The organism is Bacillus bruguierae, from assembly GCF_037104725.1.
Taxonomy (GTDB): Bacteria; Bacillota; Bacilli; order Bacillales; family Bacillaceae_G; genus Bacillus_A; species Bacillus_A bruguierae.
In genome coordinates this window covers 1-25,828 of sequence record NZ_JBAWSX010000023.1, presented here as the reverse complement: position 1 = coordinate 25,828, position 25,828 = coordinate 1, and the positions used below count along the sequence as shown (strand labels likewise).

Annotated in this window: 25 protein-coding genes, 2 rRNA genes and 2 other annotated features; all 27 genes read right to left on the bottom strand. The window is 38.7% G+C overall.

Features of this window, described 5'->3' with window-relative positions:
* Positions 1 to 36 precede the first annotated feature (36 nt).
* On the bottom strand, positions 37 to 3,567 hold the full coding sequence (gene rpoB / locus WAZ07_RS23850) for a DNA-directed RNA polymerase subunit beta (RefSeq protein WP_336474424.1): 3,531 nt from the start codon (positions 3,565 to 3,567) through the stop codon (positions 37 to 39).
* 289 nt (positions 3,568 to 3,856) lie between these two features.
* Entirely contained in the window at positions 3,857 to 4,456 is a 600-nt protein-coding gene (locus WAZ07_RS23845) for a class I SAM-dependent methyltransferase (protein ID WP_090918585.1), read from the bottom strand.
* Positions 4,457 to 4,531: 75 nt separating this feature from the next.
* Positions 4,532 to 4,894 (bottom strand): 50S ribosomal protein L7/L12, encoded by a 363-nt coding sequence (rplL, locus tag WAZ07_RS23840; protein ID WP_090918586.1) that lies wholly within the window; start codon positions 4,892 to 4,894, stop codon positions 4,532 to 4,534.
* A 70-nt stretch (positions 4,895 to 4,964) separates the two neighbouring features.
* Positions 4,965 to 5,465: a 50S ribosomal protein L10 gene (gene rplJ / locus WAZ07_RS23835; RefSeq protein ID WP_336474423.1), complete on the bottom strand. Its 501-nt coding sequence runs from the start codon at positions 5,463 to 5,465 to the stop codon at positions 4,965 to 4,967.
* 40 nt (positions 5,466 to 5,505) lie between these two features.
* Positions 5,506 to 5,647: a sequence feature (ribosomal protein L10 leader region), on the bottom strand.
* A gap of 49 nt (positions 5,648 to 5,696) precedes the next feature.
* On the bottom strand, positions 5,697 to 6,389 hold the full coding sequence (gene rplA, locus WAZ07_RS23830; protein ID WP_035433734.1) for a 50S ribosomal protein L1: 693 nt from the start codon (positions 6,387 to 6,389) through the stop codon (positions 5,697 to 5,699).
* Positions 6,390 to 6,568: 179 nt separating this feature from the next.
* The gene (gene rplK / locus WAZ07_RS23825; protein WP_001085872.1) at positions 6,569 to 6,994 is read right to left on the bottom strand and encodes a 50S ribosomal protein L11; all 426 of its coding nucleotides are present in this window, start codon (positions 6,992 to 6,994) and stop codon (positions 6,569 to 6,571) included.
* Between the two features lie 169 nt (positions 6,995 to 7,163).
* Positions 7,164 to 7,697 carry a transcription termination/antitermination protein NusG gene (gene nusG / locus WAZ07_RS23820; RefSeq protein ID WP_090918590.1) on the bottom strand — a complete coding sequence of 178 codons (534 nt, stop codon included), beginning with the start codon at positions 7,695 to 7,697 and terminating at the stop codon, positions 7,164 to 7,166.
* Positions 7,698 to 7,823: 126 nt separating this feature from the next.
* Positions 7,824 to 8,003: a preprotein translocase subunit SecE gene (gene secE, locus WAZ07_RS23815; RefSeq protein WP_020062280.1), complete on the bottom strand. Its 180-nt coding sequence runs from the start codon at positions 8,001 to 8,003 to the stop codon at positions 7,824 to 7,826.
* Between the two features lie 32 nt (positions 8,004 to 8,035).
* Positions 8,036 to 8,182, bottom strand: a complete 147-nt coding sequence (rpmG, locus tag WAZ07_RS23810; protein WP_090918592.1) for a 50S ribosomal protein L33 — start codon at positions 8,180 to 8,182, stop codon at positions 8,036 to 8,038.
* 558 nt (positions 8,183 to 8,740) lie between these two features.
* Complete coding sequence (locus tag WAZ07_RS23805; protein WP_336474438.1) at positions 8,741 to 9,427, bottom strand: RNA polymerase factor sigma-70; 687 nt, start codon at positions 9,425 to 9,427, stop codon at positions 8,741 to 8,743.
* 61 nt (positions 9,428 to 9,488) lie between these two features.
* Entirely contained in the window at positions 9,489 to 10,001 is a 513-nt protein-coding gene (locus WAZ07_RS23800) for an NYN domain-containing protein (protein WP_090918596.1), read from the bottom strand.
* Between the two features lie 2 nt (positions 10,002 to 10,003).
* Positions 10,004 to 10,747 carry a 23S rRNA (guanosine(2251)-2'-O)-methyltransferase RlmB gene (gene rlmB / locus WAZ07_RS23795; RefSeq protein ID WP_090918598.1) on the bottom strand — a complete coding sequence of 248 codons (744 nt, stop codon included), beginning with the start codon at positions 10,745 to 10,747 and terminating at the stop codon, positions 10,004 to 10,006.
* Positions 10,748 to 10,749: 2 nt separating this feature from the next.
* A complete protein-coding gene (locus WAZ07_RS23790) occupies positions 10,750 to 11,151 on the bottom strand; it encodes a Mini-ribonuclease 3 (RefSeq protein WP_090918600.1) in 402 nt (133 codons plus the stop codon).
* Between the two features lie 2 nt (positions 11,152 to 11,153).
* Positions 11,154 to 12,551, bottom strand: coding sequence for a cysteine--tRNA ligase (gene cysS, locus WAZ07_RS23785; RefSeq protein WP_336474422.1), 1,398 nt, complete (start codon positions 12,549 to 12,551; stop codon positions 11,154 to 11,156).
* Positions 12,532 to 13,197: a serine O-acetyltransferase gene (gene cysE, locus WAZ07_RS23780; protein WP_336474421.1), complete on the bottom strand. Its 666-nt coding sequence runs from the start codon at positions 13,195 to 13,197 to the stop codon at positions 12,532 to 12,534. The genes cysS and cysE overlap by 20 nt, the downstream gene beginning before the upstream one ends.
* A 78-nt stretch (positions 13,198 to 13,275) precedes the next feature.
* Positions 13,276 to 13,524 (bottom strand) — a binding site (T-box leader).
* 48 nt (positions 13,525 to 13,572) lie between these two features.
* On the bottom strand, positions 13,573 to 15,030 hold the full coding sequence (gltX, locus tag WAZ07_RS23775; protein ID WP_336474420.1) for a glutamate--tRNA ligase: 1,458 nt from the start codon (positions 15,028 to 15,030) through the stop codon (positions 13,573 to 13,575).
* Positions 15,031 to 15,119: 89 nt separating this feature from the next.
* Positions 15,120 to 15,596: a 2-C-methyl-D-erythritol 2,4-cyclodiphosphate synthase gene (ispF, locus tag WAZ07_RS23770; protein WP_090918607.1), complete on the bottom strand. Its 477-nt coding sequence runs from the start codon at positions 15,594 to 15,596 to the stop codon at positions 15,120 to 15,122.
* 263 nt (positions 15,597 to 15,859) lie between these two features.
* Complete coding sequence (ispD, locus tag WAZ07_RS23765; protein WP_336474419.1) at positions 15,860 to 16,543, bottom strand: 2-C-methyl-D-erythritol 4-phosphate cytidylyltransferase; 684 nt, start codon at positions 16,541 to 16,543, stop codon at positions 15,860 to 15,862.
* A gap of 16 nt (positions 16,544 to 16,559) precedes the next feature.
* A complete protein-coding gene (locus tag WAZ07_RS23760) occupies positions 16,560 to 17,660 on the bottom strand; it encodes a PIN/TRAM domain-containing protein (protein ID WP_336474418.1) in 1,101 nt (366 codons plus the stop codon).
* 161 nt (positions 17,661 to 17,821) lie between these two features.
* Entirely contained in the window at positions 17,822 to 18,895 is a 1,074-nt protein-coding gene (disA, locus tag WAZ07_RS23755; protein WP_090918614.1) for a DNA integrity scanning diadenylate cyclase DisA, read from the bottom strand.
* A 3-nt stretch (positions 18,896 to 18,898) separates the two neighbouring features.
* Positions 18,899 to 20,275, bottom strand: a complete 1,377-nt coding sequence (gene radA / locus WAZ07_RS23750; protein WP_336474417.1) for a DNA repair protein RadA — start codon at positions 20,273 to 20,275, stop codon at positions 18,899 to 18,901.
* Between the two features lie 94 nt (positions 20,276 to 20,369).
* A complete protein-coding gene (clpC, locus tag WAZ07_RS23745; RefSeq protein ID WP_336474416.1) occupies positions 20,370 to 22,805 on the bottom strand; it encodes an ATP-dependent protease ATP-binding subunit ClpC in 2,436 nt (811 codons plus the stop codon).
* A 13-nt stretch (positions 22,806 to 22,818) separates the two neighbouring features.
* Entirely contained in the window at positions 22,819 to 23,892 is a 1,074-nt protein-coding gene (locus WAZ07_RS23740) for a protein arginine kinase (RefSeq protein ID WP_090918619.1), read from the bottom strand.
* 4 nt (positions 23,893 to 23,896) lie between these two features.
* Positions 23,897 to 24,445 (bottom strand): UvrB/UvrC motif-containing protein, encoded by a 549-nt coding sequence (locus WAZ07_RS23735; protein ID WP_090918621.1) that lies wholly within the window; start codon positions 24,443 to 24,445, stop codon positions 23,897 to 23,899.
* A gap of 96 nt (positions 24,446 to 24,541) precedes the next feature.
* Positions 24,542 to 25,003 carry a CtsR family transcriptional regulator gene (locus tag WAZ07_RS23730; protein ID WP_336474415.1) on the bottom strand — a complete coding sequence of 154 codons (462 nt, stop codon included), beginning with the start codon at positions 25,001 to 25,003 and terminating at the stop codon, positions 24,542 to 24,544.
* 531 nt (positions 25,004 to 25,534) lie between these two features.
* Positions 25,535 to 25,650: ribosomal RNA gene (gene rrf, locus WAZ07_RS23725) — 5S ribosomal RNA — on the bottom strand.
* Between the two features lie 50 nt (positions 25,651 to 25,700).
* Positions 25,701 to 25,828, bottom strand: a 23S ribosomal RNA gene (locus WAZ07_RS23720); the annotation flags it as partial.

Below are 25,828 nucleotides of genomic sequence, written 5' to 3'. Positions count from 1 at the left end.
GGGCCTACCTCCCTTTTAATCTACAGGTTATCCCAATTATTCCTTCGTTGCCTCAACTTCGACATTTAATTTATCTGCAGATTGATGATCATCGTCATCAGTATCACGCATTTCAATTTCAGTATCGTCGCTAGACATCATCTTAACATCCATACCTAAACTTTGTAATTCCTTAATCAATACTTTGAATGATTCAGGAACACCTGGTTCTGGAACGTTTTCGCCTTTTACAATCGATTCGTACGTTTTCACACGCCCAACAACATCATCCGACTTAACTGTTAAGATTTCTTGAAGAGTATATGCAGCACCGTAAGCTTCAAGTGCCCAAACCTCCATCTCACCGAAACGCTGTCCACCGAACTGCGCTTTACCTCCAAGAGGTTGCTGCGTTACAAGTGAGTATGGTCCAGTAGAACGAGCATGAAGTTTATCGTCAACCATGTGTGCAAGTTTAATCATGTACATGACACCAACAGATACACGGTTGTCGAACGGTTCACCAGTACGGCCATCGTATAAAATTGTCTTCGCATCACGCGCCATACCAGCTTCTTCAATTGTTCCCCATACATCTTCCTCACGAGCACCATCGAATACTGGTGTTGCAACGTGGATACCAAGATATCTTGCTGCCATACCTAGATGAAGCTCTAACACCTGACCGATATTCATACGAGATGGTACCCCTAATGGGTTTAACATGATATCGATTGGTGTACCATCTGGTAAGTAAGGCATATCTTCTTCCGGTAAAATACGGGAGATAACACCTTTGTTACCGTGACGGCCGGCCATCTTGTCACCTTCAGAAATTTTACGTTTTTGAACGATATATGCACGTACAAGTTGATTTACACCTGGTGGCAATTCATCGCCATCTTCACGGTTAAATACTTTTACGTCTAAGATAATACCGCCACCACCGTGTGGTACACGTAGTGATGTATCACGTACTTCACGAGCTTTCTCACCAAAGATTGCATGTAATAGGCGTTCTTCTGCTGTTAACTCCGTTACACCTTTTGGCGTTACTTTACCAACAAGCAAGTCTCCGTCTTTTACTTCTGCACCGATGCGGATGATACCGCGCTCATCAAGGTTGCGAAGCGCATCTTCCCCTACGTTTGGAATGTCTCGTGTAATTTCTTCTGGTCCTAGCTTCGTATCACGAGCTTCAGACTCATATTCTTCAATATGAATTGAAGTGTACACATCATCTTTTACAAGGCGCTCACTCATAATGATCGCATCCTCGTAGTTATAACCATCCCATGTCATAAAGCCAACAAGCACGTTACGACCAAGTGCAAGTTCACCTTTTTCCATAGAAGGACCGTCTGCAAGAATCTCCCCTTTTACAACTTCATCGCCAACACTTACGATTGGACGTTGGTTGTAACAAGTTCCTTGGTTAGAACGGATGAATTTCAACATTTTGTAGCGATCTAAGTCACCTTTTACTTGCTGACCGTCTACTTCGATATAACGGCGTACCCAAACTTCGCGAGCTTCTACACGTTCAACAATACCAGGGTGTTTACAAATTACTGCAGCACCTGAATCTTTCGCCGATACGTACTCCATACCAGTACCTACAATTGGAGATTCTGGGTTCATAAGTGGAACCGCTTGACGTTGCATGTTCGCACCCATTAGCGCACGGTTCGAGTCATCGTTTTCTAAGAACGGAATACAAGCTGTCGCAGCAGACACAACCTGTTTTGGAGAGATATCCATATAGTCGATACGTTCACGTTTTACTACAACGTTCTCATCTCGGAAACGAGCTACAACGTCTTCGTCAAGGAAATCTCCATCTTCAGATAAACGTGCGTTTGCTTGGGCAACAACATAATTATCTTGTTCATCAGCTGTTAAATAATCTACACGTGTTGTTACACGGCCAGTTTCTGGATCCACGCGGCGATATGGTGTTTCAATGAAACCAAACTCATTTACTTTCGCAAATGAAGATAAAGAGTTAATCAAACCGATGTTTGGTCCCTCTGGCGTTTCAATTGGACACATACGACCATAGTGAGAGTAGTGAACGTCACGCACTTCAAAGCCTGCGCGCTCACGCGTTAAACCACCAGGTCCTAATGCAGATAGTCTTCGTTTATGTGTTAACTCTGCTAATGGGTTTGTTTGATCCATAAACTGAGATAACTGAGAGCTACCGAAGAACTCTTTAATAGATGCAATAACCGGACGAATGTTAATTAACGCTTGCGGTGTAATTGCATTTGTATCTTGAATTGACATTCTCTCACGAACAACACGTTCCATACGAGAAAGACCGATACGGAATTGGTTTTGTAACAATTCCCCTACAGAACGTAGGCGACGGTTTCCTAAATGGTCAATATCGTCTGTGTCTCCTACTTTATATAGAAGATTAAAGAAATAGCTAATAGATGCAATAATATCGCCTGGTGTAATATGTTTTACATCGCGATCGATATTCGCATTACCAATAATATTGATAGAACGCTCTCCATCTGCATCCGGAGCATAAATCTTAATAGATTGTAATTCAACATTACCTTCTACCACTCCGCCCATTGGTTTCACTGTTTTAAAACCAATGTTCTTTTCTAAATAAGGTAAAATACGATCTAATGTACGACGATCTAGGATTGTTCCTTCTGTTGCTAAAATTTCACCTGTTTCAGGATCCACTAAAGTTTCAGCCAAACGTTGGTTAAACAATCTGTTTTTAATGTGTAATTTCTTATTAATTTTGTAGCGACCTACATTTGCTAGATCATAACGTTTTGGATCAAAGAAGCGAGAAACAAGCAAACTCTTTGCATTTTCTACTGTTGGTGGCTCACCTGGACGTAGACGCTCATAAATTTCGAGCAGCGCTTTTTCTGTGCTATCCGTGTTATCTTTTTCTAGCGTATTGCTTAAGTATTCGTTATCACCTATCAATTCGGTGATTTCTTGATCAGAGCCAAACCCTAATGCGCGTAACAAAACAGTTACAGGTAATTTACGCGTACGATCGATACGCACATAAACAACATCCTTAGCATCTGTTTCATACTCCAACCAAGCTCCGCGGTTTGGAATTACAGTAGCAGTAAATCCGCGTTTTCCGTTTTTGTCCACTTTTCCGCTGTAGTATACACTTGGTGAACGAACTAACTGAGAAACAATAACGCGTTCTGCACCGTTAATTACAAATGTTCCTGTCTCTGTCATGAGCGGGAAATCCCCCATGAACACATCTTGCTCTTTTACTTCACCAGTTTCTTTATTGATTAGACGCACTTTTACACGAAGTGGTGCTGCATACGTCACATCACGCTCTTTACACTCTTCTACAGAATATTTCGTTTCACCTAGACTGTAGTCGATAAACTCAAGCGATAGATTTCCCGTAAAGTCTTCAATCGGAGAAATGTCTTGGAACATTTCTCGCAAACCCTCATCAAGAAACCACTGATAAGAAGAGGTTTGAATTTCGATAAGATTTGGTAATTCTAATACCTCACTAATACGGGCATAACTTCTTCGTTGGCGGTGTCGTCCGTATTGAACTAGTTGACCTGTCAACTGCTTCACCCCTCAAATCAAGAGTATTATAAATGCACAAAAATGTGCAAAATCACAACTAAATACGACTAACGCAAATTACGTAGCCTTTTTCCTCTAAAAAGATAGATACGTTGAGTGTTTCTAACTGCTCAAAAAAGAAAAATGGCTTCTATAAGAAAACCATCATTCTGTTTCATAATCTGCTGATTTTACTATCTTTTCCAAGAGAAGCAAAAATATACATTGTTCTCAACGCAGAAAATCATATATTGGCATTTTATAATGTTAACACAACCCAAAATAACCGTCAACGTTTTTTTGATTTTATGATATAATAGCCTTTTTTCTTTTCTACGACTTCCACAACATCGAACACTTCTTCTAATTTTTTCATCGCAGATGGCGCACCTTGCTTTTTCTGAATTACAATCCAAAGCTCGCCGCCCGGCACAAGATGATTCACCGCTTCTTCTAAAATTTCATGCACAACTTGTTTTCCAGCACGAATTGGCGGATTTGATAAAATAGCAGCATATTCTCCACTCACATTTTCATATACACTACTTTGATAGATTTGGACATTTCCAATTCGGTTATTAGCAGCGTTTTCTTTTGCAAGCCCAAGCGCCCTTTCGTTTACATCCACCATATGAACTACGCGCCCTTGAAACTCTTTCGCTAAAGATAAACCAATTGGACCATACCCACACCCGACATCCAACACATCACCTTGAACATCTGACATTTGAAACGTTTCAATTAAAAGACGAGAACCAAAATCCACTTCATTTTTTGAAAATACTCCGTGGTCAGATAAGAAAACAAATTGAGATCCTCTAAGCGTATATTCCCAACGTTTACGATCACTTTTGCTAGAAGGATCATTAGAAAAATAATGGTCTGCCATATGGCCACCTCTTTTCTTTACAGTTAAAAAAAAAGCTCGCATGAGAGCGAGCTTTTTTTAAGCTTCAAAAGTTAATTACTTAACTTCTACAGCAGCGCCAACTTCTTCAAGTTTAGCTTTGATTTCTTCAGCTTCTTCTTTAGAAACGCCTTCTTTAACTGCTTTTGGAGTGTTGTCAGCTACTTCTTTAGCTTCTTTTAATCCAAGACCAGTGATTTCACGAACAACTTTGATAACTTTGATTTTTTGAGCGCCTGCATCAGCAAGTACTACATCAAATTCAGTTTTCTCAGCAGCAGCTTCACCAGCAGCGCCACCCATAACAGCTACAGGAGCAGCAGCAGTTACGCCGAATTCTTCCTCGATAGCTTTTACTAAGTCGTTAAGTTCTAATACAGTCATATTTTTAACTGCTTCAATGATTTGTTCTTTAGTCATTGTAAATATCCTCCCTTATTAAATAAGTTCATATTGTTTGATCGATAACACGTAATTATCTTTTAAAAAATTAAGCGCCTTGCTCTTCTTTTTGATCAGCAACAGCTTTTGCAGCAAGTGCAAGGTTGCGGATTGGAGCTTGAAGAACGCTAAGAAGCATAGAAAGTAAGCCTTCACGTGATGGAAGAGTAGCGATAGCTTTAACCTCATCAACAGTTACAAGTTTACCTTCGATTACACCAGCTTTAATTTCTAAAGCTTCGTGATTTTTCGCAAAGTCGTTTAATACTTTCGCAGGAGCAACTACATCTTCGTTACTGAACGCGATAGCGTTTGGTCCTGTTAGGAATTCATTTAACTCAGTTAGTTCAGCAACTTCTGCAGCACGACGAGTTAAAGAGTTTTTGTAAACTTTGAACTCAACGCCAGCTTCACGTAATGTTTTACGTAATTCTGTTACTTCAGAAACTGTTAAACCACGGTAGTCAACAACGATTGTTGATTTACTTTCGCTAAGTTTACCAGCGATTTCAGTTACAACATGTTGTTTTGCTTCGATTGCTTTAGTCATGTTATTACACCTCCTGTAGATTATATAGAAGATGTACCGAAAGTGCACTAAAAAGCCTCCGTGCCCAGTTATAGACATGGAGGCATATAGTCACAGAAAATTTCCGTTCCGTATATTTACACCTCGGTAGGATATTAAGCCAAGATGGCACCTACTGTCTACGGTACACTATTAAAATTCACAACATAGATGATTATATTAAAACTTCATCATGAAGTCAACTTCCAATTTTTACGCAATAGTTGAAACGTCAACGCGTACGCCAGGTCCCATTGTAGAAGCAACTGTTACGTTCTTCATGTAAGTACCTTTTGCAGCAGCTGGCTTAGCTTTTAGAAGCGCGTCAGCAACTGTTTCTAAGTTTTCAACTAATTTCGCATCTTCGAAAGATACTTTACCGATTGGCACATGGATGTTACCAGCTTTATCAACGCGGTATTCTACTTTACCAGCTTTGATTTCGTTAACTGCTTTTGTTACGTCGAAAGTAACTGTTCCAGTTTTAGGGTTTGGCATTAAACCTTTAGGTCCTAATACACGACCAAGTTTACCAACTTCACCCATCATGTCAGGAGTTGCTACTACTACATCAAAATCGAACCAACCTTGTTGGATTTTGTTGATGTAATCTGCATCACCTACGAAGTCAGCTCCAGCTGCTTCAGCTTCTTTTAATTTTTCGCCTTTAGCGAATACTAATACACGTTGTACTTTACCAGTACCGTGTGGAAGAACAACTGCACCACGAATTTGTTGGTCAGCTTTCTTAGGATCAACGCCTAAACGGAATGCAGCTTCTACACTTGCATCAAATTTAGCTGTGTTTGTTTTCTTTACTAATTCTACTGCCTCTGTTGCAGAGTAAGCAGTCGCACGATCAACAAGCTTCGCAGCTTCTACGTACTTTTTACCTCTTTTAGCCATTTTATTTCCTCCTCAATGTGGTTTTAGCGGAATAACCTCCCACGTTTACGCCTTATTTTCGATACAACCGAGGATGTGCGCCCACCCTTTTATTTAAAAAACGACATTCATTTACGATAATAAAGGTTGCGAATTGGAACTCCAGACCCGCAACCTCTTTTACAAAATAACAAATCGAATTAGTCTTCGATAACAATGCCCATACTGCGTGCAGTACCTTCAACCATACGCATTGCAGCTTCTACGCTAGCAGCGTTTAGGTCAGGCATTTTAGTTTCAGCGATTTCGCGAACTTTATCACGCTTAACAGTTGCCACTTTATTACGGTTTGGTTCACCAGAACCAGACTCGATACCAGCTACTTTCTTAAGAAGAACAGCAGCAGGAGGAGTTTTAGTAATGAAAGTGAATGAACGGTCTTCAAATACTGTAATTTCAACAGGAATGATTAGACCAGCTTGATCTGCTGTACGAGCGTTGAACTCTTTACAGAAGCCCATGATGTTAACACCCGCTTGTCCTAATGCTGGACCAACTGGTGGAGCTGGGTTAGCTTTACCTGCAGGAATTTGAAGTTTTACCATTTTAATTACCTTTTTAGCCACGAGACACACCTCCTTAAGTCCGTGATGTGGTCAATGGGCAATTATTTTTTGCCCTCCCACTTCATATTTTATCTTTAGCGATAAAATTTTTCAAAAAACGTCTCCGTTTCCGAAGACGTACTGACTTTAAAGATATTATCACTTTTTACAATTCATTTCAAGTTTGATTTTATAATTTTTCAATTTGGTGGAAGTCTAGCTCAACTGAAGTTTCGCGACCAAACATATCAACAAGTACTGTAACTCTTTGTTTTTCTAAGTCAATTTCATTAATAGCACCTGTATAGTTTGCAAATGGGCCTTCATTCACACGTACAGTCTCATGAAGTTCAAAATCAAAGTCAACTACTTCATTTTCCATCCCCATGTGTTTTAAAATCACAACTACTTCTTCTTCTAATAACGGAGATGGTTTTGAACCAGATCCAGAAGAACCAACAAACCCTGTTACCCCCGGTGTATTGCGGACAACATACCAAGAATCATCTGTCATGATAAGTTCTACTAATACGTAACCTGGAAATACTTTTCTCTTAGTTACTTTCTCTTTTCCGTTTTTCATTTCTACTTCTGTTTCCTCTGGAACAATAACACGGAAAATCTTATCTTGCATACCCATTGATTCTACACGTTTCTCTAGGTTCGTTTTTACTTTATTTTCATATCCAGAATAAGTATGGACAACATACCAACGTTTTTCCATTGATTTAGGACGACCGTCCTTCCCTCCCTGACGTACATTTTTTCGCGCAAATGAAAAAACCCGTTCACCGGGCTTTTACACAGTTCGTATAAATAACATTAACATTATATCATGTATAAGTGCTTCTTATTCAAGAATTAAACGAATTAAAGAAGAAATCCCCATATCCACCACTGCAAAGAAAACTGCACAGAATACAACGGTTGCAATTACAGTAAGTGTCGAACGGAATAATTCATCTTTTTTCGGCCAACTTACTTTTTTCATTTCACGGCTTACATCGCCAAAAAAGTTCGTCAAACGCATTTCCGGAACCTCCAGTGCATAATTACGATTATTTATTTTGTTTCCTTATGAATCATATGCGCATTGCATGTTTTACAAAATTTCTTTATCTCAAGACGCTCTACTGAGCTTATATCTTTCATTGTGGAATAGTTTCGATTATTACACTTTTCACATGCGAGTACAACTTTTTTTCTCATCTGTTACACCAGCCTTGTAACATTATTTCATTAAAAATGTATCATACAATAAAATACAATGTCAATGACACTTCCCACCTACTCCAAAAAGAAAAGGAGAGGAAAAACCTCTCTTTTCTATTAATCTACTATTTTAATATAATTTAAAGAAGCATCTATATAAACCCATTTTTGTTTCTCAACATATAAGCCGTTGCTTTATAAAGTGAAACTTCCGTCAGTGGGGGGTCTTCATCCCCCACCTATCTTCTTTAGAAAAGCGGAAGCGGCTCGCTCAGAATCGCAGGACGCCCACACCCCTGACAAAGAGGCACTTTTTGCCTCGTCGGAGGGGGCGAAACGACCGGAAATTCTAGCCACTGGAACTGGACAACACTTCTCTCTGAATCTTGAGGTGGAGGTCTTACTGCCCACGAATAGTGGGATAAAATAAAAATGACCCGCTGGCTTTCGCCCTTTATTTTAATCTGTGTATTTTTGGCAAAAGGATCTGACCGCTTCTATGTATAGCCAAATACCTTCTCCCCTCTAGAAAGGATTCGATTTTTCAATTGGCATTTATATATTTCGCTTAATGGAGGACGCATTAACAGTTGCCGCTTCTCTCATTTCCATATAACGTTCTAGTTTTCTTTTCACTCGTTGCAGAGCATTATCAATGGATTTCACATGACGATTCAATTGCTCTGAAATCTCTTGATACGATCTTCCATCTAAGTACAAAGACAATACTTTTCTTTCTAAATCGCTTAATAATTCAGATATTTTTGATTCTATATCAACATACTCTTCTTGGCTAATAATCATCTCTTCAGGATCCGTCATCTTCGCCTCAGATATAACATCTAACAGAGTTCGATCAGATTCTTCATCATAAATTGGCTTGTCTAAAGAAACGTACGAATTTAAAGGAATATGTTTCTGCCTTGTCGCAGTTTTAATAGCGGTGATAATTTGGCGTGTAATACATAATTCCGCAAAAGCTTTAAAAGAAGATAGCTTGTCCTCTTTGTAATCACGAATCGCCTTAAATAATCCAATCATACCTTCTTGAATAATATCTTCACGATCAGCACCAACTAAAAAATAAGATCTTGATTTTGCACGAACAAAGTTTTTGTACTTATGAATCAAATACTCTAGCGCATCTACATTACCTTTCCTTACTAATTCAACTATCTCTTCATCCTCTAAACCACTAAATATAACACTGTTGTCGCTTGCGAAGTCTACTTCCAATCTGATCCCTCCGACCGCTAGTTATTTAGCAATATTATACAGTAAGAAATTGGAGAGCGTCAACATTTCAACGCCCTCCTCGTCTTAATTTTTCTAATTTTTCTGTAACTTCTTCACTAAATATCGTTCGCATAGCCGGTTGCGTTTCTTTTGTTTTCTTCGTTTCATGACGTACGGTTCGTTCCATCGCCTGAACTTCTATCTCTAACTCACGCGCTGATTTACGCAGAGCACCTTGTCCAAAAATAGCCCACTGCTCTGTGTAATCAGACGTCGCAACATAAATACGCGTATTAATATTACGTAGTTCAATTGCAAGTTGCTCAATTTTCTCATCGGCCGTTTGGTTCTTTCTTGTAAAAATCACGTCAACACGCGCTTGTTTCATCTTCTTTTCAATTCCATAAACAGAATACGCATCAAACACAATCATAACTTTCGTGCCTGTATATCCTTGATAATCTGCCATTTTATCAATAAGTAAGTCGCGTGAAGCCTGCAAGTCTACATCCCTTAGCTTTCTCAAATCTGCCCAAGCCCCAATAATGTTGTAGCCATCAACGATTAAAATATCATTCATTCTTACTTACCGATTGGATGACGTTTCCGATACACTTCATACATTAACAAGCTAGCAGCAACTGAAGCATTCAAGGATGTAACTTTACCAGCCATCGGCAAATGGATGAGGAAATCGCATTTCTCGCCAATAAGGCGACTCATACCTTTCCCCTCACTACCAATCACTAAGCCAATTGGCATATTTCCATCTAAATTACGATAGTCATCTTTTCCTTTTGCATCTGTACCTGCAATCCAAAGTCCACGCTCTTTTAACTCATCAATCGTTCTCGATAAATTTGTCACACGAGCTACCGGAACATACTCAATCGCTCCCGTCGAAGCCTTTGCAACTGCCGCTGTTAAACCAACCGCTCTGCGCTTCGGAATAATAATACCGTGAGCTCCTACCGCATCTGCCGTACGCATAATAGAACCTAAGTTGTGTGGATCTTCAATCTCATCAAGAATTAAAAAGAAAGGATCTTCATTCCGCTTCGCTGCTACTGCAAATAAATCCTCTAAGTCTGCATATTCATATGCTGCCACTTGTGCAATTACACCTTGATGATTCCCCTCTACAAGTTGATCTAATTTTTTCTTTGGCGCATTCTGTACTAAAATTTTATTTTCTTTCGCTAATGCAAGTACAATTTGCACTTGTCCTTTCGCAGCACCTTCTGCAATCCAAATCTTATTAATATCACGACCTGATCTCAGCGCTTCAATTACAGGGTTACGACCAATAATATATTCACTATTCACGCTTACGCGCCTCCTTCCTTATTCTCTAATACACGAATCGCTTCACATACAATCTCTTCTATTCGCGTTTGATGATTTAATAAATAATGATATCCAATCAACGCTTCAAAAGCAGTACTATATCGATACGTTTGTACATCTGTATTTTTCGGAACAGAACCTGATTTTGCATTACGTCCTCTTCTTAATACAGCTTCCTCTTCTTCATTAAGAAATGCTGTCTCCAATAAATGATGAACCACTTTTGCTTGTGCTTTTGCAGAAACAAAGCTTGTCCCCAAACGATGTAGTTGATTTGGACGAACTGTCCCTTTTTGAAGCAAGTGATAGCGGATATACTGTTCATATACCGCATCACCCATATACGCTAACGCTAAGCTATTTAATTGCTTTGCATCAATCATGTTTAGCCTCTTTTCCATCTCGTACCTTGTGGTGTATCTTCCAAAATAATGTTACGCTCTTTTAACTCATCGCGAATCTGATCAGATAATGCAAAATCACGATTTTTACGAGCCTCAATACGTTTTTGGATTAATGCTTCAATTTCCTCATCAAGTAATTCTTCTTTCGTTAATTCTAATCCTAAGATTCCAAATAGCGTTTCAAATTGCTTCACATACGCTTCAATTACCGCTTTTGATGTATGTTGTTCTAATAAATATTGATTTGCATGATTTGCTAAGTTGTATAACTCCGTTACGGCGTTTGCTGTATTAAAATCATCATCCATTGCCTCTTCAAATGCAGCCTGGAATTTCTCCATCTCAGCTAACCACTTCTCATTGTGATCCGTTAAATCTGTACTACTTTCCATGCGATGCTTTAAGTTACCATAAGCCGTTTTAATACGATCTAATCCGTTACTTGTATGCTGCAATAATTCCTCACTAAAATTAATTGGGTGACGATAATGCACAGATAACATAAAGAAACGAATTAATTGCGGATCGTACTGCTTAATAATATCGTGAACAAGAACAAAGTTACCCAACGATTTAGACATCTTTTCATTATTAATATTAATATATCCATTGTGCATCCAGTAACGTGCAAATGTTTTTCCAGTCAATGCTTCTGATTGAGCAATTTCATTTTCATGATGCGGGAATGTTAAATCTTGCCCACCAGCATGAATATCGATTGTATCACCTAAATACTTACGTGCCATGGCTGAGCACTCAATATGCCAACCTGGGCGACCTTCCCCCCAAGGGCTATCCCAGAAGATTTCTCCTTCTTTCGCCGCTTTCCATAATGCAAAGTCAAGTGGATCTTGTTTCTTTTCTCCAACTTCTATGCGTGCACCATGACGCAGGTCTGCAATTGGTTGATGTGATAATTTACCGTACCCTTCAAATTCCTTCGTTTTGTAATACACATCCCCTTCAGACTCATATGCATATCCCTTAGCTACAAGCTCTTGAATAAATTCGATAATAATATCCATATTTTCCATTACACGAGGGTGAGCCGTTGCATGTTTGCAACCTAGTGCAGTTACGTCTTCAAAATATGCTTTAACAAAACGATCTGCAACTGTCGGAACATCTACTCCTAATTCATTGGCAACTTTAATCAATTTATCATCCACATCCGTGAAATTAGATACATATTGAACATCATAACCACGGTGCTCCAAATAACGGCGTACTGTATCAAACACAATCGGCGGCCTTCCATTCCCAATATGAATGTAGTTGTATACAGTTGGTCCGCATACATACATTTTCACTTTATTTTCTTCTAATGGAATAAATGCTTCTTTTTGACGCGTTAACGTATTATAAATGTGAATAGTCATTTTTATCCGTCCTTTCTACTTTTACTTCAAGTTGCTCTTTTAATTTCTCAATTTCAGCTTCCATCGCTTTCAACTTATCAAAAATTGGATCTGGAAGATCACAATGATTTAATTCCTGGCCTACTTTTACGCCATTTTGAATCACGACACGACCAGGAATGCCTACAACTGTAGAATGCGTAGGCACTTCTTTCAGCACAACTGAACCAGCACCAATTTTAGAATTTTCTCCAACTGTAATCGATCCAAGCACTTTCGCACCTGTCGCAATTAACACATTATCTTTAATCGTTGGGTGGCGTTTCCCTTTCTCTTTTCCTGTACCACCTAACGTAACGCCTTGATAAATCGTCACATTATCTCCAATTTCACACGTTTCTCCAATTACAACTCCCATACCATGATCGATAAAAAACTTCCGACCGATCGTTGCCCCTGGGTGAATTTCAATACCTGTAAAAAAACGGCTCATTTGCGAGATAACACGTGCAAAAAAGAAAAATTTTCGCTTATAAAAGGCGTGCGCAATACGATGTGCCCAAATTGCGTGCAATCCAGAGTAAGTTAAAATCACTTCGATATAACTTCTCGCCGCTGGATCCTGTTCAAAGACGACTTCAATATCCTCCCGAAGCCTCTTAAACATCGGTGTTCCCCCTTTTTTGTTTAAAGTAAAACTTCCCCCCATACCTTTCATGTATAGAAAAAGGCGTCTCTGTCTATAGACAGAGACGCCTTACTAGCGCGGTTCCACTCTGTTTAGGCCTAAAAAGACCTCAAACTCAAACATGATAACGGTTTATACCGCTTCTGCTTACTTTACATCATCATGACGTTTCTCGAAATACATTCGTTGTTCAGCAGAAGACTCAAAGGGGCACTTCAAAAATCCGCTTTTAAACCACTTCCAGCCAAATGGTGGTTTTCTCTGTGAAAAGCATGATTTTCTACTTCTCCTTCTCGTCGCTTTTGTTTATTTCATTTTGGAGTATTTCTATTATATTTCTAAATCCGTAAAATGTTAACCAATTACTTTACGAACACGATTTAAAACTTTTTCTTTTCCAAGAAGTGCGATTGCATTCGGAAGCTCTGGTCCGTGTGTTTGACCAGTTGTTGCAACACGAATTGGCATGAACAAACCTTTTCCTTTTTGACCAGTTTGTTTTTGAACAGCTTTAATCGCCGCTTTAACTGTTGCAGGTTCTACTTCTTCTAATGCTTCTAATTCTGCTGCAAACACGCGAAGAACTTCTGGTACTTGTTCACCTTTCAGCACCTCTTGTCCTTCTTCTTCATAATCTACATGATCTTTAAAGAACATATCAGATAGCTCAACAATTTCAGCACCAAAACTCATTTGATCATGATATAGAGCAATCACATCGCGAATCCAAGCCAATTCTTGCTCACTTGAATTTTCACTTACACGGCCAGCTTTCACTAAATGCGGTAAGCTTAATTCAACAACGCGATCTAAGTCTTGCTTTTTCATATATTGGTTGTTCATCCACTTTAATTTTTGCGAATCGAATAACGCTGGTGATTTCGATAAGCGAGCTGCATCGAACATTTCAATAAACTCATCCTTAGAGAAGATTTCCTCTTCCCCTACTGGTGACCAACCTAATAATGCGATAAAGTTAAAAATCGCTTCTGGAAGATATCCTAGCGCTTCATATTGTTCAATAAATTGAATAATTGATTCGTCGCGTTTACTTAACTTTTTACGGCTTTCATTCACGATTAACGTCATATGACCAAATTGCGGTACATCCCAACCAAATGCTTCATAAATCATCATTTGTTTTGGTGTATTGGAAATATGGTCATCACCACGAAGAACGTGCGAGATTTCCATAAAATGATCATCTGCTGCTACTGCAAAGTTATAAGTTGGAATACCATCTTTCTTCACAATAACAAAATCACCGAAATCATTTGAGTTAAAGGATACTTCACCTTTTACAATATCATTAAAAACATATTCACGGTTTTCAGGCACACGGAAACGAATACTCGGAATGCGTCCTTCTTCCTCGAATTGTTTTACTTGTTCTTCTGTTAGTTCACGGTGATTACCTGCATAACGAGGTGTTTCACCACGGGCGATTTGCCCTTCACGTTCTGCTTCCAATTCTTCTTCTGTCATATAGCATTTATAAGCTAAACCACGCTCAAGTAAATCTTCATATAAATTTTTATAAATATCTAAACGCTCCATTTGACGGTACGGACCGTATTCGCCACCAACATCGACGCTCTCATCCCAGTCCATGCCAAGCCATTTTAAGTACGTTAATTGGCTTTCTTCGCCGCCAGCAATATTACGCTTTACGTCTGTATCTTCAATACGGATAATAAATTTTCCGTTTTGACTACGAGCGAATAAATAGTTAAATAATGCCGTACGTGCATTTCCGATATGTAAGTGTCCTGTTGGACTTGGCGCATAGCGCACTCTCACTTGCTTTTCCATAATTGGTACACCTTCCATTCTTAATGTCAACAGATTCCTTAATTGTACACCAAAAAAATATGATTATCCATCTTACGAATTAAAAACAACTATTTTTTCTGTAATAATACAATAGCTTGTGAAGCAATTCCTTCTTCTCGTCCTGTAAAACCTAATTTTTCTGTCGTCGTTGCTTTTACATTCACATTCTCGATGTCTGTTTGCAGCAGCTCACTAATTCTCACACGCATACTTTCAATGTGCGGTGCCATTTTTGGCTTTTGAGCAATAATTGTACAATCTAAGTTGCCAAGTACATACCCTTGCTCTGTAACAAACTCCCATACTTTTTGCAAAAGCACAGCTGAATCCGCATCCTTAAATGCAGGATCTGTATCCGGAAAGTGCTTACCGATATCTCCCGCAGCGATTGCTCCTAAACAAGCATCCGCAATTGTATGTAAAAGGACATCAGCATCAGAGTGTCCAAGTAAACCTTTCTCATATGGAATTGTAATCCCACCAATAATTAATGGTCTTCCTTCTGCAAATGCATGCACATCAAAACCTTGTCCAATTCGAAACATTTTCAATTCCTCCTCAAACTACACTAATAAATTTTATCCCGCTCTAACGGGCAGTAAGACTCCCACCTCAAGATTCTGAGAAAACAAAGAAGATAGGTGGAAGATAAAAAACCCCCACTGATGGAAGTTTCACTTTATCCCGCTATTTATAGGCAGCTTCACATTATATTACTCGCGCGGGCCTTTATATGTCCGCGTGCCGAATTTTCCACTCTATACATAGAAAAGCTCGGTAGCTACCGAGCTTTTCTATTATAACATCGCTACTGTATTTGCAAAACTCGCAAGAAGCTTTCAGCAATCACTAAATCTTCAGGTGTTGTCACCTTAATATTGTAATAGCTTCCTTCTACAACTCCTACATCTTTAGAAAGGCGTTCTACCAAGCTGGCATCGTCAGTTCCAAGAAAATCCGCTTGTTTTGCACTCTCATGCGCCTCTAACAAAATAGGAACATGAAACCCTTGCGGTGTTTGAACCGCTCGCAGTTGGGAACGTTCTACTGTTTCAACAACAGCATCATACATCACTTTTTTAATTGTATCTTTCACAGGTACTGCACAAATAGAAGCACCCTTTTCTTTCGCCATTTGCAATACATCTTCAATCATCTTTTTCGTTACAAACGGACGTGCCCCGTCGTGGACAAGTACATACTCTATCTCTCTTACATACATAAGAGCATTATATACACTATCCTGGCGCTCATTTCCGCCTTGAACAAATCGAATATCTTTTTGAATATGATAAGTTTGAAGAAGTTCTTCAAAATAAGAACGCTCTCTCTCATTAATCGCTAAAATAATTTGTCTACATTGTTCATCTTTTTCAAAAGCCCGTAATGTATGAATAATAATGGGAACATTATCAAGTTGCAAGAATAACTTATTTTTCCCTGCGCCCATACGCTTACCTTGTCCTGCTGCTGGAATAATTAATGTATACATCGTCTTAATCCTCTACTTATAACGCTTTCTCTAACAATTTACGTTTGGCAAAGATCATACGGCCTGCAGATGTTTGCAGTACACTTGTAACAAGCACATCAAGTTGGGAACCAACATACTCTCTACCATCTTCAACAACGATCATTGTACCATCATCTAAATAAGCAACACCTTGATTTTGCTCTTTCCCGTCTTTCACGACATATACCCTTAATTCTTCACCTGGAAGTACAACTGGCTTAATGGCATTTGCTAAATCGTTAATGTTTAAAACTGTCACACCTTGCAATTCAGAAACTTTATTCAAGTTAAAATCATTGGTAACAACAGTTCCACCAGTTAATTTTGCTAGTTTCACAAGCTTACTATCGACTTCTTGAATGTCTTCAAAATCACCTTCATAAATTTCTACTGGAATAGGTAACTCTTTTTGAATACGATTTAAAATATCCAAACCTCTTCGTCCGCGATTACGCTTTAACGCATCCGAAGAATCAGCAATATGCTGTAATTCTTCTAACACAAATTGCGGAATGACAATTGTGCCTTCCAAAAATTTTGTTTGGCAAATATCCGCAATGCGCCCATCAATAATAACACTAGTGTCCAATATTTTCCAATCAGAGGTTAGCGTTTCTACTTCCTCATTTTCATTGCTAATATTTTTTTTCTTTCCTCCACGTTGCGATAATGTAAACAACCCCAACAGCTCATTTCTCTTTTTAAACCCTACTTGGAATCCTAAATAACCAAGTAATAGCGTGAAAAAGATTTGCAATACTGTACTAATGACTTGAATGGTAATTTCGCGAACCGGAATCAAGATCAAATACGCAACAATTAGCCCTGAGATTAATCCTAACGTTCCAAATAAAACATCTGTAACAGGCGCTTTTACAAGCGCTTCCTCAATATGTTTAATAAGCTGAACAATATAATCTACAAGCCAAAACGTTGTTAAAAATAAAATGATTGCACCAATAATTGCACGAATATAAGAACCTTCAAGCCAAGGAACTGCACCTATACCCAACATATCAATCACTTTTGGAATAAGAAAAATTCCTAATGCTCCTCCAATAACTAAAAAGAAAAGCTGTACGATTCGTTTTAACATTCAACCACCTCCTACTCATTATTAACCATTACTTCGCCACTCAAAACGTCGAGTGCAAAAGTGGACGTGTTTTTTTCATGATTTGTTTTATTTACCAATATATCATATCATATATAAAAAATCTTTGAGTGTCGTTATATTATGAAACCAATGTAATATTCTTAATTGTGTCTGCTCATATATAAGTGTTCTTGAATTCGTTTTAAACCCTCTCGTATCTTTTTCGCCCGCACTTCTCCAATTCCTTCCACATCATCCAATTCTGCAATTGTTGCACGGCAAATTCCTTGCAAATTCTTAAAACGATTAATTAGATTTTCGATAATAAGAGGTGGAACTCTAGAAATTTTACTTGCAATCCGATATCCACGCGGTGTAATGCTTTCTTCTAGTTTCATTTGTCCAGAATATCCAAGTAGTTTTACTAAATCGCTATCTTCTAGAAGCTGGGCATTCGCAAGCTCTTGTAACTTTTTTAAAATTTGATAGTGATCCTGTGTTTTTTCATGATAATAGTCTTTAATTAATAGTGCAGCTTCTGCTTCTACGTCAGCAAGCAACTCCGTTAACTGTAAACGAATAAGTCTTCCTTCTGTTCCTAACTCATGAATGTAACTAAAGATTTCATTTTTAATACGCAGCATCATCTCAACGCTATGCAATACATGTACAACTTCAGACATCGTAACGACTTCTTCAAATTCCAAAATACCAAGGTTTGTTATTCCTTCATTCCATACGGCCTTATACTTTTCTAATGTTTGAATTGCTTGATTTGCTTTTGTTAAAATAACCCCAATATCTTTTAATGTGTAACGTAAATTCCCTTGATATAAGGTGATTACATTCCGTCTTTGTGAAATAGCAACAACAAGGCTACCCGTTTGCTTCGCCACTCGCTCTGCTGTTCGATGGCGCATACCTGTTTCAATGGAGTCAATAGTTGGATCAGGAACTAACTGTCCATTCGCAATTAAGATTTTACTCCCCGTTTCATTTAAAATCAGAGCTCCATCCATTTTTGCTAGTTCGTATAAACTGGCAGGAGAAAAGGCACAATTAATATGAAATCCTCCATCAACAATACTTTTAATTTGTTCGTTGTATCCGAGTACAATAAGCCCACCCGTTTGTGCACGAAGCACATTATCAATTCCTTCTCTTAGCGGTGTCCCCGGTGCAACAAGCTGCAAAATATTAATAATACTTTTAGAACGTTGCTTGTTTTCTTCCATATCTTATCCTCCTAGTGCAAATCGAAGAGCTTCTCCTATATTTGATACGCCAACTACTTCAATCCCTTCCGGAATCGCCCATCCGCCCAAATTTTTCCTTGGGATAATTACACGTTGAAACCCTAATTTTGCCGCTTCTTGTACACGCTGTTCAATACGAGAGACACGGCGAACTTCTCCAGTTAAACCAACTTCACCAATAACAGCATCGCCTGGGGAAGTCGTTTTATCGCGGAAACTTGATGCGATGCTTATTGCAACCGCTAAATCCACTGCAGGTTCATCTAACTTGATTCCTCCAGCAACTTTTAAATAAGCATCTTGGTTTTGGAGCAATAACCCCGCTCTTTTTTCCAGCACTGCCATAATAAGAGAGACGCGATTATGATCAATTCCCGTTGCCATTCTCCTTGGATTCCCGAAACTTGTAGGAGAAATTAATGCTTGTATTTCTACTAAAACAGGTCTTGTTCCTTCCATAGAGGCAACAACCGTTGAACCCGCAACACCCACAGGCCTTTCTTCTAGAAAAATTTCCGAAGGATTTAACACCTCTGAAAGACCAAGTTCCTTCATTTCAAAAATCCCCATCTCATTAGTTGAACCGAAACGATTTTTTACTGCTCGTAAAATTCGATATGTATGATGACGATCCCCTTCAAAATAAAGAACAGCATCCACCATATGCTCTAACATACGAGGACCAGCAATAGCCCCTTCTTTCGTTACATGCCCTACAATAAAAATAGGAATTCCTTTTGTTTTCGCAAGCTTCATCAATTCTGCTGTACATTCACGTACTTGTGCGACACTTCCCGGTGCTGAAGTTACTTCTGGTAAATGAATCGTTTGAATAGAATCAATTACAACAAATGACGGATTCATTTCATCTATATATACTGCAATTCGTTGTAGATCTGTTTCTGATACAACAAATAAATTATCTCCATTTACATGAAGACGATCTGCCCGAAGTTTAATTTGTTTTGCGGATTCTTCCCCCGATATATATAAGACATCATAAGAAAGATCTGCTAGTTGTGATGATATTTGCAATAACAATGTCGATTTCCCAATACCAGGATCTCCCCCTATAAGTACGAGAGAGCCATCTACAATTCCTCCTCCAAGAACCCGGTTAAATTCTTGGAAATTTGTTTCAATACGCGCTTCTGTTTTCGTTTCCACTTCTTTCAAACGACGAGGCTTCGTTACTTCAGTTTGAATTGCATTTGCATAATTAAGTCGACGTGATGATACAACTGGTTCCATCTCCTCGACTAGGGTATTCCACTGTCCACATCCTGGGCACCTTCCCATGTACTTCGGTGACTGATAACCACATTCTTGACATATAAATTTTGTTTTCTTTTTAGCCATCGTTTTTTACACTTCACTTTCATGTGTAACAAAAGTATTTCTTTCTTGTACAAGAAAGAGGGCTATTGTTTAGCCCTCTTTTGTTTGTCTATACTTATTTTACCTTTTCTGCACTGCGAATGACAAATGATTCCCCTTCTGTATCAAAAACAACTTTTTGACCTTTCTCAACAACTCCTTTAAGAAGCTCTTCCGATAATCGATCTTCAACATGTTTTTGAATCGCACGACGCAGTGGACGTGCACCATACTCAGGATCAAATCCTTTATCCGCAATCGCTTCAATTGCCGCACCTGTTAACTCTAAATCAATCTCTTGTTCTCTTAAACGTTTAACTAACTGTTCTACCATAAGAGTAACAATTTCTTTAATATGTTTCTTCTCTAATGTATGGAAAACAATAATTTCATCAATACGGTTTAAAAACTCAGGGCGGAATGCTTTTTTCAACTCATCCATTACTTTACCCTTCATATCTGCATAATCACGACCTTCATCTTGTACATTAAATCCAAGATGTTTATTTCGCTTTAATGCATCTGCACCGACGTTAGAAGTCATAATCACAATTGTATTACGGAAATCGACTGTACGGCCTTTTGAATCGGTTAAACGACCATCTTCTAGTACTTGTAATAAAATATTGAATACATCTGGATGCGCTTTTTCTACCTCGTCAAGTAAGACAACAGAATATGGCTTTCGACGAACCTTTTCTGTTAATTGGCCACCTTCTTCATATCCAACATATCCTGGAGGAGAACCAACTAAACGAGAAGTAGAGTGTTTCTCCATGTACTCCGACATGTCAATACGAATCATTGCATCCTCATCACCAAACATAGATTCCGCTAACGCACGGGCAAGTTCTGTTTTACCAACACCAGTTGGTCCTAAGAAAATAAAAGAACCGATTGGACGTTTTGGATCTTTTAAGCCTGCTCTTGCACGGCGAACTGCTTTCGCAACCGCAACTACAGCTTCATCCTGTCCGATTAAACGATCATGTAGAATATTTTCTAAGTTCAATAGTTTGTCTGTTTCTGTTTGAGCTAGCTTAGAAACTGGAATTCGAGTCCACGTTGAAACAACATTTGCAATATCTTCTACTGTTACTTCTGAGTTCTCTTTACCTTGCTGCTCTTTCCATTGACGCTTCGTATCCTCTAATTTCTCACGTAGGCGCTGTTCCATATCGCGTAAAGAAGCCGCTTTCTCAAATTCCTGACTTTGCACCGCTGCATCTTTTTCTTTTCTTACTTCCTCTAAATTCAATTCAAGTTCTTTTAAATTTGGTGGTGTTGTATAAGAACGTAAACGAACCTTCGAAGCTGCTTCATCAATTAAATCAATTGCTTTATCAGGTAGGAAACGATCTGTAATGTAACGATCAGATAATTTTACAGCTGCATCAATCGCGTCATCTGAGATAGAAACGCGATGATGCGCTTCATAACGGTCACGTAATCCTTTTAAAATTTGGATTGATTCCTCTAGACTTGGTTCATCAACTTGGATTGGTTGAAAACGTCGCTCTAATGCAGCATCTTTTTCAATATATTTACGATACTCATCTAGCGTTGTTGCTCCAATACATTGCAGTTCCCCGCGTGCTAATGATGGTTTTAAAATATTTGATGCATCAATTGCTCCTTCTGCACCACCCGCACCTATTAATGTATGAAGCTCATCAATGAATAAAATAATATTACCCGCTTGACGAATTTCATCCATAACTTTCTTTAAGCGGTCTTCAAACTCACCGCGATATTTCGTACCAGCAACTACAGTTCCCATATCTAATGTCATAACACGCTTATCACGTAAAGTTTCCGGAACTTCATTGTTTACAATTTGTTGTGCTAATCCTTCAGCAATCGCCGTTTTACCAACACCAGGTTCTCCGATTAATACAGGATTATTTTTTGTTCTTCTACTTAACACTTCAATTACACGTTGAATCTCTTTACTGCGGCCAATCACTGGATCTAAACGACCTTCTCGAGCTACAACTGTTAAATCGCGAGCTAAACTATCAAGTGTCGGTGTACTTGCATTAGCAGAACCACCACCTTGATGACCAGACGCAGTCTCATTACTACCAAGAAGCTGCAGTACTTGTTGGCGTGCTTTATTTAAACTTACACCTAAATTATTTAAAACACGGGCTGCAACCCCTTCTCCTTCTCGAATAAGACCGAGTAAAATATGCTCCGTTCCCACGTAAGAATGACCTAGTTTACGTGCTTCATCCATGGACAACTCTATCACTTTTTTTGCACGTGGCGTATAGTGAACTGTTTGAGACATCTCTGTACCACGCCCAATTAACGCCTCTACTTCCTTTTGAACTTTCTCCGGGCTTAATCCAAGTGCGACCAATGCTTTCGCAGCAATTCCTTCTCCTTCTCGTACAAGACCGAGTAAAATATGCTCTGTACCGATATTATTATGACCAATGCGAATTGCTTCTTCTTGGGATAACGCTAATACTTTTTGTGCTCGCTCTGTAAATCTTCCAAACATCATATAAATCACACTCCTACTTCGCTCGATTTTGTTCAATTTGCAATCTTTCACGAATAAGTGCTGCTCTGCGGTAATCTCTTTCATCAGGTTGCAGTGGACCACCAGCATATTGCTGCAAAATTCCCGGCTGTGTAAGTACCATTAACTCTGTTAAAATATTTCTGGATATATTTTCGATATAGCCAAGATCAATACCAAGTCGCACATCCGATAAACATGTTGCAGCCTCAGCAGATTCAATTAAGCGGCTATTTGCCAATACACCATAAGAACGATATACCTTATCCTCAAGCTCTACGCCTGAATTTTTCATGATAGATTCCCTCGCTGTTCGCTCTTGTTGAATAAGTTGCTGAACAACACTTTTTAAATCTTCTACAATATCTTCTTCAGGTTTTCCTAGCGTCATTTGATTCGAAAGTTGAAATATATTTCCTAGCGCTTCACTACCTTCACCATATATCCCTCTTACCACTAAACCAAGTTGATTAATTGCTTGAACGATACGATTCATTTGTCCTGTCAACACAAGAGCAGGCAAATGTATCATCACTGAAGCTCGTAAACCCGTTCCTATATTTGTAGGACAACTCGTTAAATAACCAACTTGTTCATCAAATGCGTATTCAACCTGACTTTCTATCCAATCATCAATTCGATTTGCACTATGCAGCGCTTCTGATAATTGTAATCCCGGAAATAAACATTGAATTCGAATATGATCTTCTTCATTAAGCATAATGCTTACTTGTTCATTCTCAGATAATAAACAAGCACCATATTCTGTTCCCACTAAATCTGGACTTACAAGGTGCTTTTCTACTAATACTCTGCGCTGCAGCGGCTGAATGCTATTCATTTGTAAAAGTTCAAATATCCCAAAAGGTTCGACCGTTTGATTAGCAAACCTTTCTTGAAATACTTTAATCATTTGCTCTGCTTCTTCATTTGTTAACATAGTCGGGAATTGGTAATCTCGTAAATTCCGAGCCAATCGAACGCGACTGCTTAAAACAATATCGGAATCAGGACCATCTTCCCTCATCCACGGGCTAATTGCTTCGCTCATAATACGATCGAGTGACATAGAACTATTCCCCCTCTCTATGCTCACGAAGCTGATTTTCTAAGCTGCGAATTTTATCGCGTAATTCTGCAGCCTGTTCAAACTCTTCTTGTTGTATGCATTCCTGCAATTTTAGTTTTAACTCATCTAATTCTTTTTTTAGATGAATATTTCCTCCTATACGGTTAGGAATTTTCCCATTGTGACTTGTATGCCCGCCATGAAGCCGCTTTAGCATCGGTTGTAATTGTTCTTTAAATGTTTCATAACAAGAAGAGCAACCAAATCTACCGGCCTTTGCAAATTGCGAATACGTCATATTACATTTCGAACATTGCAAAGGATCCGTATTCGAAAAGCCATTTGTTTTTTTCTCAAGCGTAGGTTGTTCAACATGCAGTAAACCTGCTAATAAATTATGAAATGAAAAACTGGACTTGTTTGATTGAAAGAAAGACGTATATTCATTTTCTTGTGCACACTGCTCACAAAGATGAATCTCCGTCTTTTCTCCATTCATTACTTTTGTAAAATGTAGCGTTGCTGATCGTGAATTACAGTTTTGACAAATCAACGTATTTCCCCACCTTTACAATAGGAACGAATTATGAATTTATAACCTTATTCGTTCAACTAACCTTTAGGAGATAGATCATTCCTAAAAGAAGTTTTACTTATACTTCAGTGTTCTAAGCATTGCTCGAAGCATACGTGCTCGCAATTCATCTCGAAGCGGTAAGTCTGTTAGTAGTACAGATCGATCTATCACACTAAACATGAGCTTTGCTTCCCTGGTTGTAACAATGCCTTCTTCAGCTAAACGCCTTATTATACTCTCCGCACTCGACTGTGCAATACTATACTGAATCATTTGTAACATTTGATCAATAATGTCTATATCATCATGCAATTTGACTTTTATAATGCGAATGTAACCTCCGCCACCACGTTTACTTTCCACTACAAATCCTCTTTCTAGCGTAAAACGAGTATTAATAACGTAGTTAATTTGAGATGGCACGCAATCAAACTTATCAGCAATTTCGCTTCTTTTAATTTCAATTGCATTATTATTACTTAAGTCAATAACTTGCTTTAGATATTGTTCAATAATATCAGATATATTTCTCATTTATCCTCCACCTTTATTGACTTTGACTATCTTTGACTTTAATTATATACGTATTAAAAAATTTTGCAACTCTTTTGCTTCCTTCTCTATCCTATCCATATTTTCTCACGTTTAATCAGCTGTTCTTTATTTTATGAATAAAGAATGTAAAGTTTCCTAATTATAAAACGAAACTTCCCCTCATGAAGGTTTTCAATTCAGTTTTTTCAGGATAAAGTGAAACTTCCATCAGTGGGGGTTTTTTCATTCCCCTACTGATGGAAAGCTCGCCCAATCGAGCACATGCCTGCAGTTATCCCCCACCTATCTTCTTTAGAAAAGCGGAAGTGGCTCGTCCAGAATGTGAGGGAGGATGGAGCTTCTGACGTAGAGGTGTTTTTTACCTCGTAGGAAGAAGCAAAGCCACCGAACATTCTAGCCACTGGAACTGGACAATACTCTCTCTCAATCTTGAGGTGGGGGTCTTACTACCCACGAATAGCGGGATACAAAACACAAAAAAAGACGAGTCCATTGACTCGTCTTTCGTTTGCCTGGCAACGTCCTACTCTCACAGGGACAAAGTCCCAACTACCATCGGCGCTAGAGAGCTTAACTTCCGTGTTCGGTATGGGAACGGGTGTGACCTCTCTGCCATCATTACCAGACTTATGAAGGTATATTCCTTCAAAACTAGATAACATTTGCTTCATATTATTTGGTTAAGTCCTCGATCTATTAGTATTCGTCAGCTCCACGTGTCACCACGCTTCCACCTCGAACCTATCAACCTGATCATCTTTCAGGGATCTTACTAGCTTAACGCTATGGGAAATCTCATCTTGA

Excerpts from the sequence above, each read along its gene's own strand:
- WAZ07_RS23845 (WP_090918585.1), bottom strand. The coding sequence starts at position 4,456 with ATGGCAGACCATTATTTTTCTAATGATCCTTCTAGCAAAAGTGATCGT.
- rplL (WP_090918586.1), bottom strand. The coding sequence starts at position 4,894 with ATGACTAAAGAACAAATCATTGAAGCAGTTAAAAATATGACTGTATTA.
- rplJ (WP_336474423.1), bottom strand. The coding sequence starts at position 5,465 with ATGACTAAAGCAATCGAAGCAAAACAACATGTTGTAACTGAAATCGCT.
- rplA (WP_035433734.1), bottom strand. The coding sequence starts at position 6,389 with ATGGCTAAAAGAGGTAAAAAGTACGTAGAAGCTGCGAAGCTTGTTGAT.
- nusG (WP_090918590.1), bottom strand. The coding sequence starts at position 7,697 with ATGGAAAAACGTTGGTATGTTGTCCATACTTATTCTGGATATGAAAAT.
- secE (WP_020062280.1), bottom strand. The coding sequence starts at position 8,003 with ATGCGTTTGACGAACTTTTTTGGCGATGTAAGCCGTGAAATGAAAAAA.
- rpmG (WP_090918592.1), bottom strand. The coding sequence starts at position 8,182 with ATGAGAAAAAAAGTTGTACTCGCATGTGAAAAGTGTAATAATCGAAAC.
- WAZ07_RS23800 (WP_090918596.1), bottom strand. The coding sequence starts at position 10,001 with ATGAATGATATTTTAATCGTTGATGGCTACAACATTATTGGGGCTTGG.
- WAZ07_RS23790 (WP_090918600.1), bottom strand. The coding sequence starts at position 11,151 with ATGATTGATGCAAAGCAATTAAATAGCTTAGCGTTAGCGTATATGGGT.
- cysS (WP_336474422.1), bottom strand. The coding sequence starts at position 12,551 with ATGACTATTCACATTTATAATACGTTAACGCGTCAAAAAGAAGCATTT.
- cysE (WP_336474421.1), bottom strand. The coding sequence starts at position 13,197 with ATGTTTAAGAGGCTTCGGGAGGATATTGAAGTCGTCTTTGAACAGGAT.
- gltX (WP_336474420.1), bottom strand. The coding sequence starts at position 15,030 with ATGGAAAAGCAAGTGAGAGTGCGCTATGCGCCAAGTCCAACAGGACAC.
- ispF (WP_090918607.1), bottom strand. The coding sequence starts at position 15,596 with ATGTTTCGAATTGGACAAGGTTTTGATGTGCATGCATTTGCAGAAGGA.
- ispD (WP_336474419.1), bottom strand. The coding sequence starts at position 16,543 with ATGTATACATTAATTATTCCAGCAGCAGGACAAGGTAAGCGTATGGGC.
- WAZ07_RS23760 (WP_336474418.1), bottom strand. The coding sequence starts at position 17,660 with ATGTTAAAACGAATCGTACAGCTTTTCTTTTTAGTTATTGGAGGAGCA.
- disA (WP_090918614.1), bottom strand. The coding sequence starts at position 18,895 with ATGGAAGAAAACAAGCAACGTTCTAAAAGTATTATTAATATTTTGCAG.
- radA (WP_336474417.1), bottom strand. The coding sequence starts at position 20,275 with ATGGCTAAAAAGAAAACAAAATTTATATGTCAAGAATGTGGTTATCAG.
- clpC (WP_336474416.1), bottom strand. The coding sequence starts at position 22,805 with ATGATGTTTGGAAGATTTACAGAGCGAGCACAAAAAGTATTAGCGTTA.
- WAZ07_RS23740 (WP_090918619.1), bottom strand. The coding sequence starts at position 23,892 with ATGTCACTCGATCGTATTATGAGCGAAGCAATTAGCCCGTGGATGAGG.
- WAZ07_RS23730 (WP_336474415.1), bottom strand. The coding sequence starts at position 25,003 with ATGAGAAATATATCTGATATTATTGAACAATATCTAAAGCAAGTTATT.